The sequence below is a fragment of the Cyclobacterium xiamenense genome (assembly GCF_042140265.1).
GTDB classification, from domain to species: domain Bacteria; phylum Bacteroidota; class Bacteroidia; order Cytophagales; family Cyclobacteriaceae; genus Cyclobacterium; species Cyclobacterium xiamenense_A.
Genome location: NZ_CP159481.1, coordinates 5508233 through 5521868, shown reverse-complemented (window position 1 = coordinate 5521868; position 13636 = coordinate 5508233). Strand labels below are relative to the sequence as shown.

Sequence of the window (13636 nt, the reverse complement as noted above, 5' to 3'; positions counted from 1 at the left end):
TCTCAGGAGGAAGCGGTTTTGACATCCGTCTCCTGGTATTTTGAAGGGCATTTCATGAGAATTTTATCCGCGACAAACATTTCCTCGCTCTTGTAGGTACCAATCACGACCACTTGTTCGGATCGGATAAAATCCGCCGGAACCGGCTCGTTGTAGTACACTTGCTGTTCCGTGCCGTCATTGTCAACCATGATAAAAGTAAAAGAGGTTTTGTCCTGGCCGACTTCGATGCCTACTACTTCCCCATTCTGGTCTTTTTTCAATTCTCCTACCACGTGGATGGCTTCGGTATTGCCGTTCACTGCCATTGTTTTGGCCGTAGAAAAACTTTCGTAAGTACTGGCATCTCCGATGGAGGTAATGATGATGATAATGGCCAGCCCAATGATTCCAAGCCCGATAATATGTCCTCTTTTCATGGTCTATTTATTAAATCTTTTCTCCAGCCCGCTGATCTTACGATCGGTCTGTATGACATAAACCAGAATTCCCCCCAAAACAATTCCAATTATGGTCACTAAAACATATATTTTTCCATTCGAACGCATTCCGTCTGCCATTTGAACGGAGGAATTACTGTAATCTTCCTCGGTGATGCCTATTTTGTCCTGCGCTTTCAGGCTGATGCTTGCCAGTAAAAGCATTGCAACGATGTATTTTTTCATGTTATTGATTGATCAAATTGTCCTCTAATTTTCGTTCCAGGCGCCGGTAACGGACGCGAAGGGTGCTGATCCAGGTTCCCAATAGTGTCCAGCCGATAATGGCCGGGTAAAATACCGTTCGTAGCTTGCTATCCATGTCATACGCATTGAAGCCGGGATTTCCACCGTTTCCAGGGTGGAGACTGTCGGTCAGACGGGGCAGGATAAAAATCAGCGGAATAAAAGCGGCAAACGCGAAAATACTGTAAACGGCACTGATTCTCGCCCGTTGGTATACGTCCGTCAACGAATTGCGTAAGACCAGGTAGGCAAAGTACATGAGCAAGCCGATGGCAGAGGCATTTAATTTTGGATCATTGGTCCAATAGTCCCCCCAGGTAAACTTCGCCCAGATCATACCGGTACTAATCCCTACCACCCCGAAAAGTATGGCCGTGTTTGTAAATTCCACTGCCAGATCATCGTACATCAAATCTCCGGTACGAAGGTATTTGACCCCGTAATACACCGAAACGATCAGCATCAGCAGCATACCGAACCACATGGTTACATGAAAAAAAAGTGCGCGAATGGTTTCGTTTAGAATGGGAAGTCGGGGTACTTCTATAAGCAGGCCCGCTACGATGGTGTACGCCAGTAAGAGTATAGCCAGAATTTTCCACCAATAAGTTTTCATAGGAGATCAATTTTTTCGCACCATTACCTTTTCCCGATAACTTCTCTTCGGAACGACTACCCCGGAGTAAAACGGGGATTTTCGAAAGGAATCGATACCGGAAAAAGGCGATTGTTACCTGGTATAACCGCAGGTAAAATTAAAGGTTTATACGTGATTTATTCACATTTGTCTGGTTTATTTGCTCATCGGTCAAAGGACCCGGGGGAGCTGCCCCGTATCTTCGGCGAAAGGTAGGCTAACTTCTCCAAAGGTATGGGAAAAGAATGTAGGAGGAAGCGGCAACAATCGCGTTGATGGCGAGCAGGGTTAGGATTTTGTCCAGGTTAATTTCCCGGTCCAAACCGTCGATGGCATTTTTTGAAACCTGAATGGCCATCAGCAAAATAGGAAGTAAAACAGGAAAGCTCAAAATAGCCATAAGGGTACCGTTATTGCTAGCTTTTGAAGCGATAGCGGATACCATGGTAAGGGAAGCCGAGAATCCCAGGGCGCCCAGAAGCAGGTTAAGCAAAAAAAGAGGCCGGTCAGCTACGGGGTCGCCAAATACCAATCCAAACACCAGGTAGCCGAGCAGGGCCAACACCAGGGTGAGAAGGGTGTTGTAGATGGTTTTGGAGAGGATAATAGATTCCGGAGAAGCAAGCATGTAGTAGTATAATTGCCTGCCCTGGTGCTCCTGGACGAAGCTTTTTGCGACCGCGTTTACCGAGGAAAAGAGCATAATGATCCAATACAGTGCATTCCAGACAGGAACTGCGAGGTTCCCTTTTCCTGCTCCCATACTAAGATAGGTGATGAAAATCGCACTGACCACGTACAAGAGGATGCCATTGATGGCGTATTTTTGACGCCATTCCAGGACCAACTCTTTTCTTATCAATAGGGCAATTTCCTTCCACATACCCTGCAAATATAGGGATAGCCTGAGATTCTTTCGGGCAGATAGTCGAATAATTTACCCTGAACCCGGCCCGGATTAGCCCAAATTTTGAAAAAAAAGTACCTTAGGTACATCGCAGATATTTCTGCATCCTTTTCCGGCTGATTTGGAAGGGACCCTACGTCAAACCTAAGCTAATTGATATGAACGATATGCAGATTACTACAGGACTTGTTCAACGAAGAAGATTTTTAAAGCACCTGATCCTGGGTGTGGCCGCAGGCGCAACGCCCCTGCCCCGGCTGCATGCCCGGGCTGCAACCACCGATACATCGGAAGAAAAGGCCTTTGTCCCGGTAATGCTGACTCCATATAAAAAGGACAAATCCATCGATTACAAGGGATTGGAAGCCTTGACCGACCATTACCTGCAATCGGGTGCAAAAGGCATGTTCGCCAATTGCCTGAGCAGTGAAATGTATGAATTGAGCCCGCAAGAACGCCTGAAGGTCACGGAAACAGTGGTAAAGCGTGTGAATGGAAGATTTCCTGTGGTGGCCACGGGATCTTTTGGTAGCAATGCTGCGGAAAAGGCGGATTTTTCGAAGCGCCTGGCGGATACCGGAGTGGACGCAATTATTTTGATTACCTCTCATTTTGCAGAAGCTTCCGAATCGGACGATACGATGATTCGCCGCTTGGAAGAATACCTCAAACATACGGAATCCCTGGCGCTTGGGACCTACGAGTGTCCCAGGCCCTACAAACGGATCCTTTCCGGAAAGGTATTAACGTTTCTTTTGGAGACGGATCGCTTGGTGTACCACAAAGACACCACGGAAGATATCGATGCCATTCGTGAAAAATTACGGCTATCCCGGGGTAGCGGACTGGATCTGTACAACGCCCACATGGGAAGCGCGGTGGCCTCCCTTCGTGAAGGGGCTGCAGGTTTGTCTCCGATTGCAGGGAATTATTATCCCGAAGTTATCGCCTGGATCTGTCAACACGCCGCCGATTCGGAACGAAAACGAGAGGTCGATTGGCTTCAGGAGAAGGTTCGGGAGATGGAGACGCGGATCACTGCAAATTACCAGCTATCTTCCCGCTATTACTTAAGGAAATCGGGTTTGCCGATGGAGTTGACCAGCCGCGGCGCCAACCAACCCCTTACTTCCGAGCAACGGCTCGTTGTTGATCGGGCATATGCGGAAGTTCAGGAATGGAAAGACCAGCTGGGGATGTAATGCGCGGCAGTGGGATGACCTCCATTGGGGATCAGCGAATCCATTCAAAGCCCAGGTAGGGCACCAGCACCTGTGGCATGCGTATACCCTGATCGCTTTGGTTGTTTTCGAGGAGGGCTGCGACAATTCGGGGCAATGCCAGGGCGCTTCCATTGAGCGTATGGGCCAATACGGTTTTCTTATCCTGATTTTTAAAGCGAAGCTTTAAGCGATTGGATTGGTACGTTTCAAAATTACTCACCGAACTCACCTCCAACCAGCGTTCCTGGGCCGCTGAGAAAACCTCCATGTCATAGGTAAGGGCAGACGTGAACCCCATGTCTCCTCCGCAGAGGCGAAGCACGCGGTAGGGCAGCTCCAATTTTTGCAGGAGCCCCTGCACGTGCAGGCTCATCTCCTCCAGGCTCTGATAGGAATGGTCGGGATGAGTGATTTGAACAATTTCTACTTTGTCAAATTGATGCAGCCGGTTAAGGCCCCGCACGTGTGCGCCCCAGTTTCCGGCCTCTCTCCTGAAACAAGGGGTGTACCCTGCGTTCTTTTTCGGTAAATCACTTTCACTTAGTACCTCGTTGCGGTACATATTGGTGATGGGTACTTCGGCCGTGGGGATGAGGTAAAGCCCGTCCGAGGCAGCCAGATACATCTGTCCTTCCTTGTCCGGCAGTTGACCGGTGGCATAGCCACTTTCTTCGTTGATGAGGATGGGGGGTTGTACCTCCCGGTACCCGGCTTTTTCCGCTTCATCCAGGAAAAAATTTACCAAAGCCCGTTGCAATTTGGCCCCTTTGCCTTTGTAGACCGGGAACCCGGCTCCGGTAATCTTTACCCCCAACTCAAAATCCACGATGTCGTATTTTTTGATCAAATCCCAATGGGGGATTTTTTGATTACCAGTTAATTCGGGAATGATCCCCTTCTGCAAAACTACTTCGTTGTCCTCGGCGGATATTCCAGCAGGAACAGAGGGATGGGGAACGTTAGGAATCGTGTAAAGCAGACGAATGAGCGCTTCCTCACAGGCGGCGTAGTCTTCTTCCAGCGTTTTTACCTTGGATTTGATGGCTGCTGTCCGGCGTTTGGTGGCCTCGGCTTCTTCTTTTTTACCTTCTTTCATCAATTGCCCGATTTGCCTGGCCATGGCGTTTGCTTCCGCCTGCAGGCCATCCCGCTCTACCTGGGTTTGTTTCCGTTTATCGTCCAGTTTTAGCACTTCCTGAAGTAAAGATTCCGGTTCTGGAAGGTTTCGTTTTTTCAATCCTTCACAGGCACGGTCGAAATTTTCTCTGATTTCATTTACCTGAAGCATGGTATGGGGCTTTTTTCGTAGAAATTTTTAGGCTGCAAAGATAAGGAATAAGTTCCGGGCATGGGGTATATTCCGGATATTTTGGAATCCCTGATTGGCAAAATTGTGCGAATTGACTATCTTCAACCTTTATCTTTTATTTAACCCATTATTTTATCCCATGAAATTTACTGTTTTTGCGTTAGCCGTTCTTCTGGCATCGGTTGCCGGGGTTCAGGCCCAGGAAGACCCCCTTCGGATCATTATGATCGGTGCTCACCCCGACGATTGCGACATTAAGGGCGGTGGCACAGCCTCCTTGTTTGTATCCATGGGGCACAAGGTCAAATTTGTTTCGGTGACCAACGGCGATGCCGGGCACATGGAAGAAGGGGGAGGCATGCTCGCGAAAAGGCGTATCGCTGAAACCCAGGAAGTAGCCCGGCGGCTGGGTGTGGCTTACGATGTGTTGGACAACCACGATGGCGAATTGCTTCCCACGCTTGAGATCCGGCTTCAGATCATCCGTAAAATTCGCGAATGGGATGCCGATATCGTGATCGCCCCCCGGCCAAACGATTACCACCCCGACCACCGGTACACCGGCGTGTTGGTGCAGGATGCAGCCTATATGGTCGGCGTACCAAACGTGGCTCCCGATACGCCCCCCCTACGAAAAAACCCCGTGTTCTTATACTTTCAGGATCATTTTCAAAAGCCCAACCCCTTTGAACCACACGTAGCCGTTGACATCACCCAGGTAATCGATAAAAAAATTGAGGGCATGGACGCCCATGTATCTCAGTTTTACGAATGGCTGCCCTGGATTGGGGGCTATGCGGACGAAGTGCCTGAGGGGAAAGAAGCGCGAAAAGAATGGCTCAAGGGAAAGCGGTTTGGAAGCATAACACCTGCGGTCAGAAGTAACCTGGAAAAGTGGTACGGGCCTGCCCGGGCGCAGCAGGTACGGTATGCGGAAGCCTTCGAGGTATGTGAATACGGCTCACAGCCAACCGAGGAGGACCTCAAGCGGCTATTTCCCATGCTTGGGAAATAGGATTTTAATTCATCCGTAACTAGATAATTGAAAATACTTTATGAAAGAAAAAACGATCGTTGTCACCGGTGGAGCCAGTGGCATTGGACTTGCTATCGTTAGAAAATTTGCCGGGGCAGGAGCCAAGGTGTACCTGGTAGATTTCAATGAGGTAAACGGGCAAAAGGTAACTCGGGAATTACAGAAAGAAGGGTTGCGGGTCGAATTCCGGCAGGCCGATGTATCGGCAGGAGCAGCGGTGCAACAGGTGATGGATAGCATTCCCGGGAACATCGATGTTTTGATAAACAATGCCGGTATTTCCCATATTGGAAACCTTGAAAGCACGGAAGAAGCAGACCTGGATCGCTTGTATGCCGTAAATATAAAGGGAGTGTTTCATTGCTCTAAGGCAGTCATCGGGCGGATGAAATCCCAGGGCGGAGGTGTCATTATCAACATGGCTTCGGTATCTGCAACCATGGGTATACCCGACCGGTTTGCCTATTCCATGTCCAAAGGAGCCGTGCTTAACATGACCTTGACCATTGCCCGGGATTATGTAAAAGACAATATCCGGTGCAACGCCATTTCGCCTGCACGTATTCATACGCCCTTTGTGGACGATTACCTGGCCAAAACCTACCCCGGAAAGGAAAAGGAGGTTTTCGATCAGCTGGCAGCCACACAACCGGTGGGAAGAATGGGCAGCCCGGAAGAAGTGGCCAGCATGGCCTTTTTCCTTGCATCCGATGAAGCTGCTTTTTTGACCGGGGCGGATTACCTGGTAGACGGCGGCTTTTGTAAATTAAAAATGTAACCAATACTATAAAACTAAGATAACACATGAAACTGATTCGTTTTGGAAAAGCGGGGAATGAAAAACCCGGAATTGTTACTGACTCGGGAAAAATGTTGGATTGCTCGGCCTTTGGAGCCGATTGGACCGCTGATTTTTTGGGTGATCCGAGTCGCATGGAGGCCCTTCAGCAGTGGCTCGCATCCAACGCCGCTTCCTGCCCCGAGATCGCTTCTTCAGAGCGGCTGGGGTCACCGGTGCCCTATCCCTCAAAAATTATGTGCGTGGGATTGAATTATTCCCTGCATGCCAAAGAGAGTGGGATGGAAGTTCCCAAGCAGCCGGTTTTGTTTATGAAAGCTACCTCCGCGCTGACCGGCCCTTTTGACCCTATCAAGCTTCCTAAAAATTCCAAAGCCACCGATTGGGAAGTGGAGCTGGCCATCGTTATCGGAAAGAAGGCGAGTTACGTTTCAGAGGAAAATGCCATGGAGCACGTATTTGGATACGTGCTGCACAACGATGTCAGCGAGCGGGATTTTCAGCTACATCACGGTGGGCAATGGGTAAAAGGTAAGAGCTGCGATACGTTCGCTCCCGTAGGCCCGTACCTGGTAAGCAAGGATGAAATCGAGGACCCCCACCGATTGCGCCTCTGGCTAAAGGTAAATGGAGAGATCATGCAGGACAGCACGACTTCTGATCTCGTGTTCAATGTACCGCAACTGGTAAGTTACATTAGCCAATACATGAGTCTGCTCCCTGGCGATATCATCAGCACCGGAACGCCCGCAGGAGTGGGAATGGGCCTGAAGCCACCGAGATATTTGAAGGCCGGTGACGAAGTAGAATTGGGTATAGACGGTCTGGGTGTTTCCCGGCAACGCGTGGAAGCACCATAAGGCAGGACGGAGGTACCGCCACGCTTACAGAAGAGAGGGCAATTTGGGTATTGCCTTCTCTTCTTTATTCGTCTACACTGTCAAAGTAAACTTTTAGGTGCACGCTCATTTTTTCTCGAAAGGTGGAGGGGGTACCTACTTTGAGATCCTGTAGTAAATCCCGGTGAGAAACGGCATTCCTAACGGCCGTTTTTCCGATGATTTGCCCGCTGTGAACCAAGTTAAAAATCGGGTACAACATCTTTTGAAAGCGGAGCAGGGTTTGGTTACCGGATAATTTTTTTTAACCTTATATTACAACAATTTGGTGCTTTGAGGCCATATGGCTGCCAAACGAACAGAATTGGCCAAAAAGATCCTACTGCTGCTTCGTAAAGTGCCTTTACGTGAGTTTTATACCAAGCCATCCAACCTATGAAAACGAAAAAACGTGCATTTACCGTAGAAATTCTTTTGCTGATTGCCCTGGCGATACAGGCCTGTGGAGGTGGAGATTCCAGGCAGGAAAGCCAGGCCTCTGTATCGGAAAGACACATTGAGCGGAAATTAGTGTTGCATCCAGGTGAAGATAATCCCCGAAATAGCGAGGGCGACTTCATTGCGTTAAAAGACGGTCGCATTCTGTTTGTGTATTCCCATTACTATGGAGAATCTTCTAGCGACCATGCCACCGCCTTTCTTGCGGGCAGGTATTCCTCCGATCAGGGTGAGACCTGGACCACCGAGGACGAGGAGATCATTCCCAACGAAGGAGGAATGAACGTCATGTCGGTTTCTTTGCTGCGCCTCCAAAATGGGGATATAGCGCTTTTCTACCTACGAAAGAACGACACCGATGACTGCATTCCGATGATGCGAATCTCCAAGGACGAGGCAAAAAGCTGGTCAGCGCCCATTTCTTGCATCACGGACAAAGAGGGGTATTTCGTTTTAAATAACGATCGGGTGATACAGCTGGCGGACGGAAGGTTACTGCTTTCCGTAGCCAGGCACGCCGGACCAGGAATGGAATGGAGCGGCAAGGGAGACATCTTTGCCTATTACTCAGACGATAATGGGCAAACCTGGCAAAGCAGTGAAGAGGTTCCCAATCCGGAAGGTATTGTACTCCAGGAGCCCGGTGTGGTGGAATTGAAAGATGGATCCATTTTGATGGTGATCCGTTCCGACGCGGGCGTACAATGCTATTCCTATTCCCGGGACCGGGGAAAAAGCTGGTCCCAGGTAGAAAAGAGTACCCTGGTGTCTCCTGTATCGCCAGCCACGATTGAACGAATTCCCAGCACCGGAGACCTTTTGGCGGTTTGGAACAATAACCTTTCGGAAGATCCCGATCGGGCAAAGCTCCGAACCCCGTTAAACGCAGCCATTTCCCGAGACGAGGGCAAAACATGGGAAAACGTAAAAACGCTGGAGGATGATCCGGATGGATGGTATTGTTACATCGCCATGGAGTTTGTCGGGGAGGAAGTGATGCTGGGGTATTGTGCGGGAAACCGGCCCGCTGGAACAGGTCTGTCGGTGACAAACCTAAGTAAAGTAAGGGTTGATTGGTTGTACAAAAACGATTACTAGCAATGAGTAGATTGTTTCGATTTTATCCAGTCTATTCATTCGACTTCCTGTTCTCGAAAAAATTGAGCGAAACCTAGCTGGAAAATGACCTCATAATCAAAGTGAACGTCAATAGTTTGATTCATTTACTGGTTTAATTCATGTCGGAGTTATTTCCTAAGTACACGCTACGTAGTCCAAAAGACGGTCCGAAGGGACTGATAATCGCTGGGATCCACGGAGACGAGTACGAACCCATACTGGCAGTGATGCAACTCCTCCAGACGCTGAAATCACGCCTGCTGCGCGGGTGCCTGACCTTGGTGCCCGTAGCAAACAAAAGCGCCTATCTCGCTGGGCGCCGGGTCGGGGAAGATGGGCTGGACCTGGCACGGACCTGTCCGGGAAACCAAGCAGGCAGCATTACCGAAGCGGTAGCTTACCAGCTCAGCAATCAGATAAGGGAATCGGATTTTTTGATTGATATGCATACTGGGGGCACCCTTTTCGATATTTTTCCCTTGTCCGGATACATGATCCATTCCAATCCTCGGGTGTTGGAAATGCAGCGTTCGATGGCCGCGGCCTTTAATCTGCCCGTTATTTGGGGGACCAGTCCTGATTTGCAAGGTAGAACCTTGTCTATAGCCCGAGACGCGGAGATTCCTGCCATATATACAGAATTCAGAGGCGGAGGATTTCGTCCGGAAGGAATCGGACGCCTGGTAGCCGGCTGCGAACATGTGCTGTCGTACTTTGAAATGCTGGGCGAAGAAGAAAGGTCAGCCAACATTTCCCTGAAAATCGAAGACAAAGAGCCTGGAAGCGGGCAGCTGCAACGGATGTATCCGGCCCCTGGAGCCGGTGTATTTGTACCTCAGGTTGGATTGGGCGCAGAGGTTCGAAGGTACGATCCGATCGGAGAAATCTGGGATTACAGTGGAAAGGTTACCAATCAAGTGTTGGCAGAAAAGGACGGCACGGTATTTTTGTTGCGCGCGATTCCCCGAGTCGAAAAAGGGGAAGCGCTGGCCGGGATATTACCCAATTCAAAAGTGACTAGCAATGGAAGGGATTGATAAACAGGAGGGTCGGGTGGTCATCGTCACCGGTGCATCCAGAGGAATCGGAAAAGCGATCGCCAGGCAATTTGTTGAAAATGGCGATCGTGTGGTGATGGTAGCGGATGATGTGGAGGAGCTACGCGGCGCTGTGGCCACCTTCGATTCGGAAGCAACCGTTCTGACATTGTCCGGTGATTTGGCCGATGGGGGCTTCCTCCAGCAGATTGTGGACCATACCCTATCCAAATGGGGAAGGGTGGACATTTTAATAAACAATGCGGCTTGGCGCACGCTGGAAACCTTGCGGACCATTTCCCTGGATACTTGGGAAAAAACCATTCGGGTTTGCCTCACCGCGCCTGTTTTTTTGAGCAAATTGGTGGCCGCCAGCATGGAAAGCAGGCTGTACCCAGGGGTGATAGTGAACATCAGCAGCATCATGGCGGAAAGGGCCGGAGGCACCAGCCCAGCCTACGTGGCGTCGAAGGGGGCCTTGCTGAGCATGACCTATGAAATGGCTGCTTTGTACGGCCCCTCGGGAATAAGGGTGGTTGCGGTATGCCCGGGAAATGTTCGTACAGCCATGAGTACAGATTTTACGGATGGTGTGGGGAAGAACATCAGTCAGAGGCTGGTGCAGGATATGGAAAACCTGACACCGCTCAAGCGAAGCGCAACCCCGCAAGAGATTGCAAACGGCGTGTTTTGGTTGTGCTCGTCAGAGGCCTCGTTTGTCACCGGTACTTCCATTGAGATGGATGGAGGGTTTAGTCACAATTTCAACAGTTATACCAATAAAAAATCACAATTTCCGAACGAGTTTTGAAAGGAATCTGGAAATACCAAAAATGGATGGATTTGCCGGGAGGTCTTCTTCCCTTTAGCCTGGGAGAGGGAGCTACCCCGCTGATACAGACAAAGAACATGGGTCCGAGTCAGGGTAGGAGTCAATTGTACTTAAAACTGGAGACAGCCAATCCCTCCGGATCGTACAAAGACCGATTCGCAGCTTTTGCCATTGCTGACTTGCTTCGAAAAAAAAGCAAACGCTGCCTGGCTACTTCCAGTGGAAATACCGGCGCAGCGCTTGCCGCTTACGCTGCTGCCGCCGGGCTCCCATGCTATATTGTGCTGGTTGAAGGAGCGCCAGAAGGTAAATTGGCCCAGATGCAAGCCCACGGAGCCCATCTGGTGACCGTGAAGGGTTTTGGGATCAACAAGGAGATTAGCGAAAGCATATTTGCGAAACTAGCCCTGCTGGCCTCCCATTACCAGACACAGATTCAGGTTAGCGCCTTCAGGTACAGTCCGGTAGGAATGCAAGGGGTGCAAACCATAGGATTTGAACTGGCAGAAGACCTGCCCGAGGCAGATCATGTGTTTGTACCCGCAGGTGGAGGAGGTCTCGCCCTGGCAATTTGCAGGGGATATCAGCTATGGAAGCACAGGCAACCTGAATTTAAGCTCCCAAAAATCCATTGCGTGCAGCCGGAGGGCAACAATACCATTGCCGGAAATTTACGGGCGGGTTTGGAACATGCCCAGGCCGTGGAAAATGCCTTTACCCGCGTAAGTGGACTGCAAGTGGCCAATGTAATCGACGGAGACAAAACCTTGCAGGCCTGCCGGCTTTCTGGGGGAAACGGATACCTGGTCTCTGATGAGGAGGTATTTGATGCACAGCAAATACTGGCAAAGCGGGAGGGCGTTTTTGCGGAACCGGCCGGGGCAGTCGCAGTGGCGGGGTGGAAAAAATCCGTGGAATTCGGCGAAGTGTCCCCGGATGAAAAAGCAGTTTGCATCGTTACAGGCAACGGCTTTAAAGATCCGCCTTCTATAGCAGGAATGATCGCCAAGAATCCCCTCCATTTTTTGGAGGACGTAGGTGAATTAGAAATTTATTTTAATAGCAACGAACCGAATCAGTAAGAAACAACGATGAATGAACGACTTAAAGGGGTATGGCCGGCGCTATTAACCCCCATGAATGAAGCAGGTAGGCCAGACATTGCTCAGTTGGAAAAATGGCTTGATTTACTCATCACGCAAGGCATGGATGGACTTTATTTGCTTGGATCTACCGGACAGGGATTCCTATTAGGAGAGACCGAAAGAAAGAAGGTTACGGAAGTAGCTAGCGCAGTGAGCGGAGGGAGGGTACCGTTGATCGTACAGGTCGGTTCCATGACTACCGCCGAATCGGTTCGCCTGGCCCGGCACGCGGCAAGCTGCGGGGTAGACGGGATTTCCTCTGTGGCACCGGTGTACTACAGTTCTTCTGATGGGAGTTCCGCCATGGCTTTGAAGCACTACGAATCGATTGCAAGTGCCACCGATCTGCCATTTTTTCCTTACCAATTGGGAACAAGCGGTTTTTCTGATGGATTGGTGGGATTTATTGATAAATTGCTTCAACTTCCCACTATGGCAGGCATGAAGTTGACCACCAATAATCTGCTGGAAATTAGTACCATCTCGTACAGTTCCCGGGGAAAGCTGACACTTTTCAGTGGGGCGGACGAGCTCATGTGCCATGCAGCCCTTTGCGGGACCTCCGGGGCGATTGGTTCTTTTTATAACGTATTTGGGCCCGAGTGCCGGTTTGTGCGCAATTCTTTCCTGGAAGGAAATGTAGCTCTGGCGACGGACTTTATGTTGATTTTTCAGGAAATGATCGCGGAGGTCTTGCCAAACGTCTGGACGTTTTTTCGGCAGGCCATCCTAATGCGGTATGGGGTGGATATCGGTTCGGCAATTCCACCGGTGGGCAACACCAATCGTCCCTGGAAGGAAGAAAAAGTGGCCGCCCTGTTGCAGCGGGTAATCGATGCGGCGAAAATCAATGAAACGAAAAAAACAAAATGAAGGAAGCAAACTACTCTCTGAAGGAAATTGAAGAACACCTATACGTAGCAGTTATTTCGGATGCTCTGGACGCCCTGGGATACCCCAATCAGTCGCCTGAGGGGGATTTTTCCATTCAGGTTGGGAAATCCCGACTAGCAGGCAGGTGTAAGACCACGCTTTGGTCGGACATGTACCACAAAGACCCAAACCCTTACGAGCTAGAGTTGAAGGCTGTGGACGATTGCATGCCCGGCGACATTTTCATCGCGGCGGCTGCAGGCTCCACCCGGTCCGGGATCTGGGGAGAATTGCTTTCCACGGCGGCAAAGAATCGGGGATGCGTTGGTGCCCTTGTAGACGGTTGCATCCGGGACATTGCAAAAATCCGGGACATGGGTTTCACCGTTTTTGCAAAAGGCAAACGGGTATACGATAGCCAAAATCGCCAACGTGTTGTCGGCATCGATGTTCCCGTCGAAATAGGCGGTGTACGTTTTTGTTCCGGGGATTTGGTGGTATGTGACGAAGATGGAGTGGTAGTGGTACCACAAAAAGTAGAAAGACTGGTGCTGAGCAATGCCATGCAAAAGGTACATGCCGAAAATGTCAGTAGAGAGGCGATAAAGAAAGGGATGAAAGCCACAGAGGTTTATAAAAAATATGGTATTCTCTAAC

Annotated in this window: 15 protein-coding genes; 10 read left to right on the top strand and 5 right to left on the bottom strand. The window is 50.0% G+C overall.

Annotated features, from left to right (window positions below; translation table 11 throughout):
- Positions 1 to 2: 2 nt before the first annotated feature.
- From ABWH99_RS22650 to ABWH99_RS22635, 4 genes are all read right to left on the bottom strand, one after another.
- Entirely contained in the window at positions 3 to 419 is a 417-nt protein-coding gene (locus ABWH99_RS22650; protein ID WP_375584045.1) for a cytochrome c maturation protein CcmE, read from the bottom strand.
- A 3-nt stretch (positions 420 to 422) separates the two neighbouring features.
- Positions 423 to 665 carry a CcmD family protein gene (locus ABWH99_RS22645; protein WP_375584044.1) on the bottom strand — a complete coding sequence of 81 codons (243 nt, stop codon included), beginning with the start codon at positions 663 to 665 and terminating at the stop codon, positions 423 to 425.
- A gap of 1 nt (position 666) precedes the next feature.
- A complete protein-coding gene (gene ccsA, locus ABWH99_RS22640) occupies positions 667 to 1341 on the bottom strand; it encodes a cytochrome c biogenesis protein CcsA (protein ID WP_375584043.1) in 675 nt (224 codons plus the stop codon).
- 238 nt (positions 1342 to 1579) lie between these two features.
- On the bottom strand, positions 1580 to 2245 hold the full coding sequence (locus ABWH99_RS22635) for a heme exporter protein CcmB (protein WP_375584042.1): 666 nt from the start codon (positions 2243 to 2245) through the stop codon (positions 1580 to 1582).
- 182 nt (positions 2246 to 2427) lie between these two features.
- Between ABWH99_RS22635 and ABWH99_RS22630 the strand changes: the two genes are divergently transcribed.
- The gene (locus ABWH99_RS22630; RefSeq protein WP_375584041.1) at positions 2428 to 3471 is read left to right on the top strand and encodes a dihydrodipicolinate synthase family protein; all 1044 of its coding nucleotides are present in this window, start codon (positions 2428 to 2430) and stop codon (positions 3469 to 3471) included.
- 31 nt (positions 3472 to 3502) lie between these two features.
- Here the strand turns inward: ABWH99_RS22630 and serS are convergent, their stop codons facing one another.
- Positions 3503 to 4780, bottom strand: a complete 1278-nt coding sequence (gene serS / locus ABWH99_RS22625; protein ID WP_375584040.1) for a serine--tRNA ligase — start codon at positions 4778 to 4780, stop codon at positions 3503 to 3505.
- A gap of 160 nt (positions 4781 to 4940) precedes the next feature.
- Here serS and ABWH99_RS22620 point away from each other — a divergent pair, with 160 nt between their 5' ends.
- The 9 genes from ABWH99_RS22620 to ABWH99_RS22580 all read left to right on the top strand — a co-directional run bounded on the left by ABWH99_RS22620 (position 4941) and on the right by ABWH99_RS22580 (position 13635).
- Positions 4941 to 5816, top strand: a complete 876-nt coding sequence (locus ABWH99_RS22620; RefSeq protein WP_375584039.1) for a PIG-L deacetylase family protein — start codon at positions 4941 to 4943, stop codon at positions 5814 to 5816.
- 40 nt (positions 5817 to 5856) lie between these two features.
- Entirely contained in the window at positions 5857 to 6615 is a 759-nt protein-coding gene (locus tag ABWH99_RS22615; protein ID WP_375584038.1) for an SDR family NAD(P)-dependent oxidoreductase, read from the top strand.
- A gap of 26 nt (positions 6616 to 6641) precedes the next feature.
- The gene (locus ABWH99_RS22610) at positions 6642 to 7496 is read left to right on the top strand and encodes a fumarylacetoacetate hydrolase family protein (protein ID WP_375584037.1); all 855 of its coding nucleotides are present in this window, start codon (positions 6642 to 6644) and stop codon (positions 7494 to 7496) included.
- 414 nt (positions 7497 to 7910) lie between these two features.
- Positions 7911 to 9071 (top strand): sialidase family protein, encoded by a 1161-nt coding sequence (locus tag ABWH99_RS22605; RefSeq protein WP_375584036.1) that lies wholly within the window; start codon positions 7911 to 7913, stop codon positions 9069 to 9071.
- A gap of 140 nt (positions 9072 to 9211) precedes the next feature.
- A complete protein-coding gene (locus ABWH99_RS22600; RefSeq protein ID WP_375584035.1) occupies positions 9212 to 10129 on the top strand; it encodes a succinylglutamate desuccinylase/aspartoacylase family protein in 918 nt (305 codons plus the stop codon).
- Positions 10116 to 10940 (top strand): SDR family NAD(P)-dependent oxidoreductase, encoded by an 825-nt coding sequence (locus tag ABWH99_RS22595; RefSeq protein WP_375584034.1) that lies wholly within the window; start codon positions 10116 to 10118, stop codon positions 10938 to 10940. Before ABWH99_RS22600 ends, ABWH99_RS22595 begins: the two co-directional genes overlap by 14 nt.
- Positions 10937 to 12043, top strand: coding sequence for a pyridoxal-phosphate dependent enzyme (locus tag ABWH99_RS22590; protein ID WP_375584033.1), 1107 nt, complete (start codon positions 10937 to 10939; stop codon positions 12041 to 12043). The genes ABWH99_RS22595 and ABWH99_RS22590 overlap by 4 nt, the downstream gene beginning before the upstream one ends.
- A 9-nt stretch (positions 12044 to 12052) precedes the next feature.
- Positions 12053 to 12979 carry a dihydrodipicolinate synthase family protein gene (locus ABWH99_RS22585; RefSeq protein WP_375584032.1) on the top strand — a complete coding sequence of 309 codons (927 nt, stop codon included), beginning with the start codon at positions 12053 to 12055 and terminating at the stop codon, positions 12977 to 12979.
- Positions 12976 to 13635 (top strand): RraA family protein, encoded by a 660-nt coding sequence (locus ABWH99_RS22580; protein ID WP_375584031.1) that lies wholly within the window; start codon positions 12976 to 12978, stop codon positions 13633 to 13635. The genes ABWH99_RS22585 and ABWH99_RS22580 overlap by 4 nt, the downstream gene beginning before the upstream one ends.
- Position 13636: the final 1 nt, after the last annotated feature.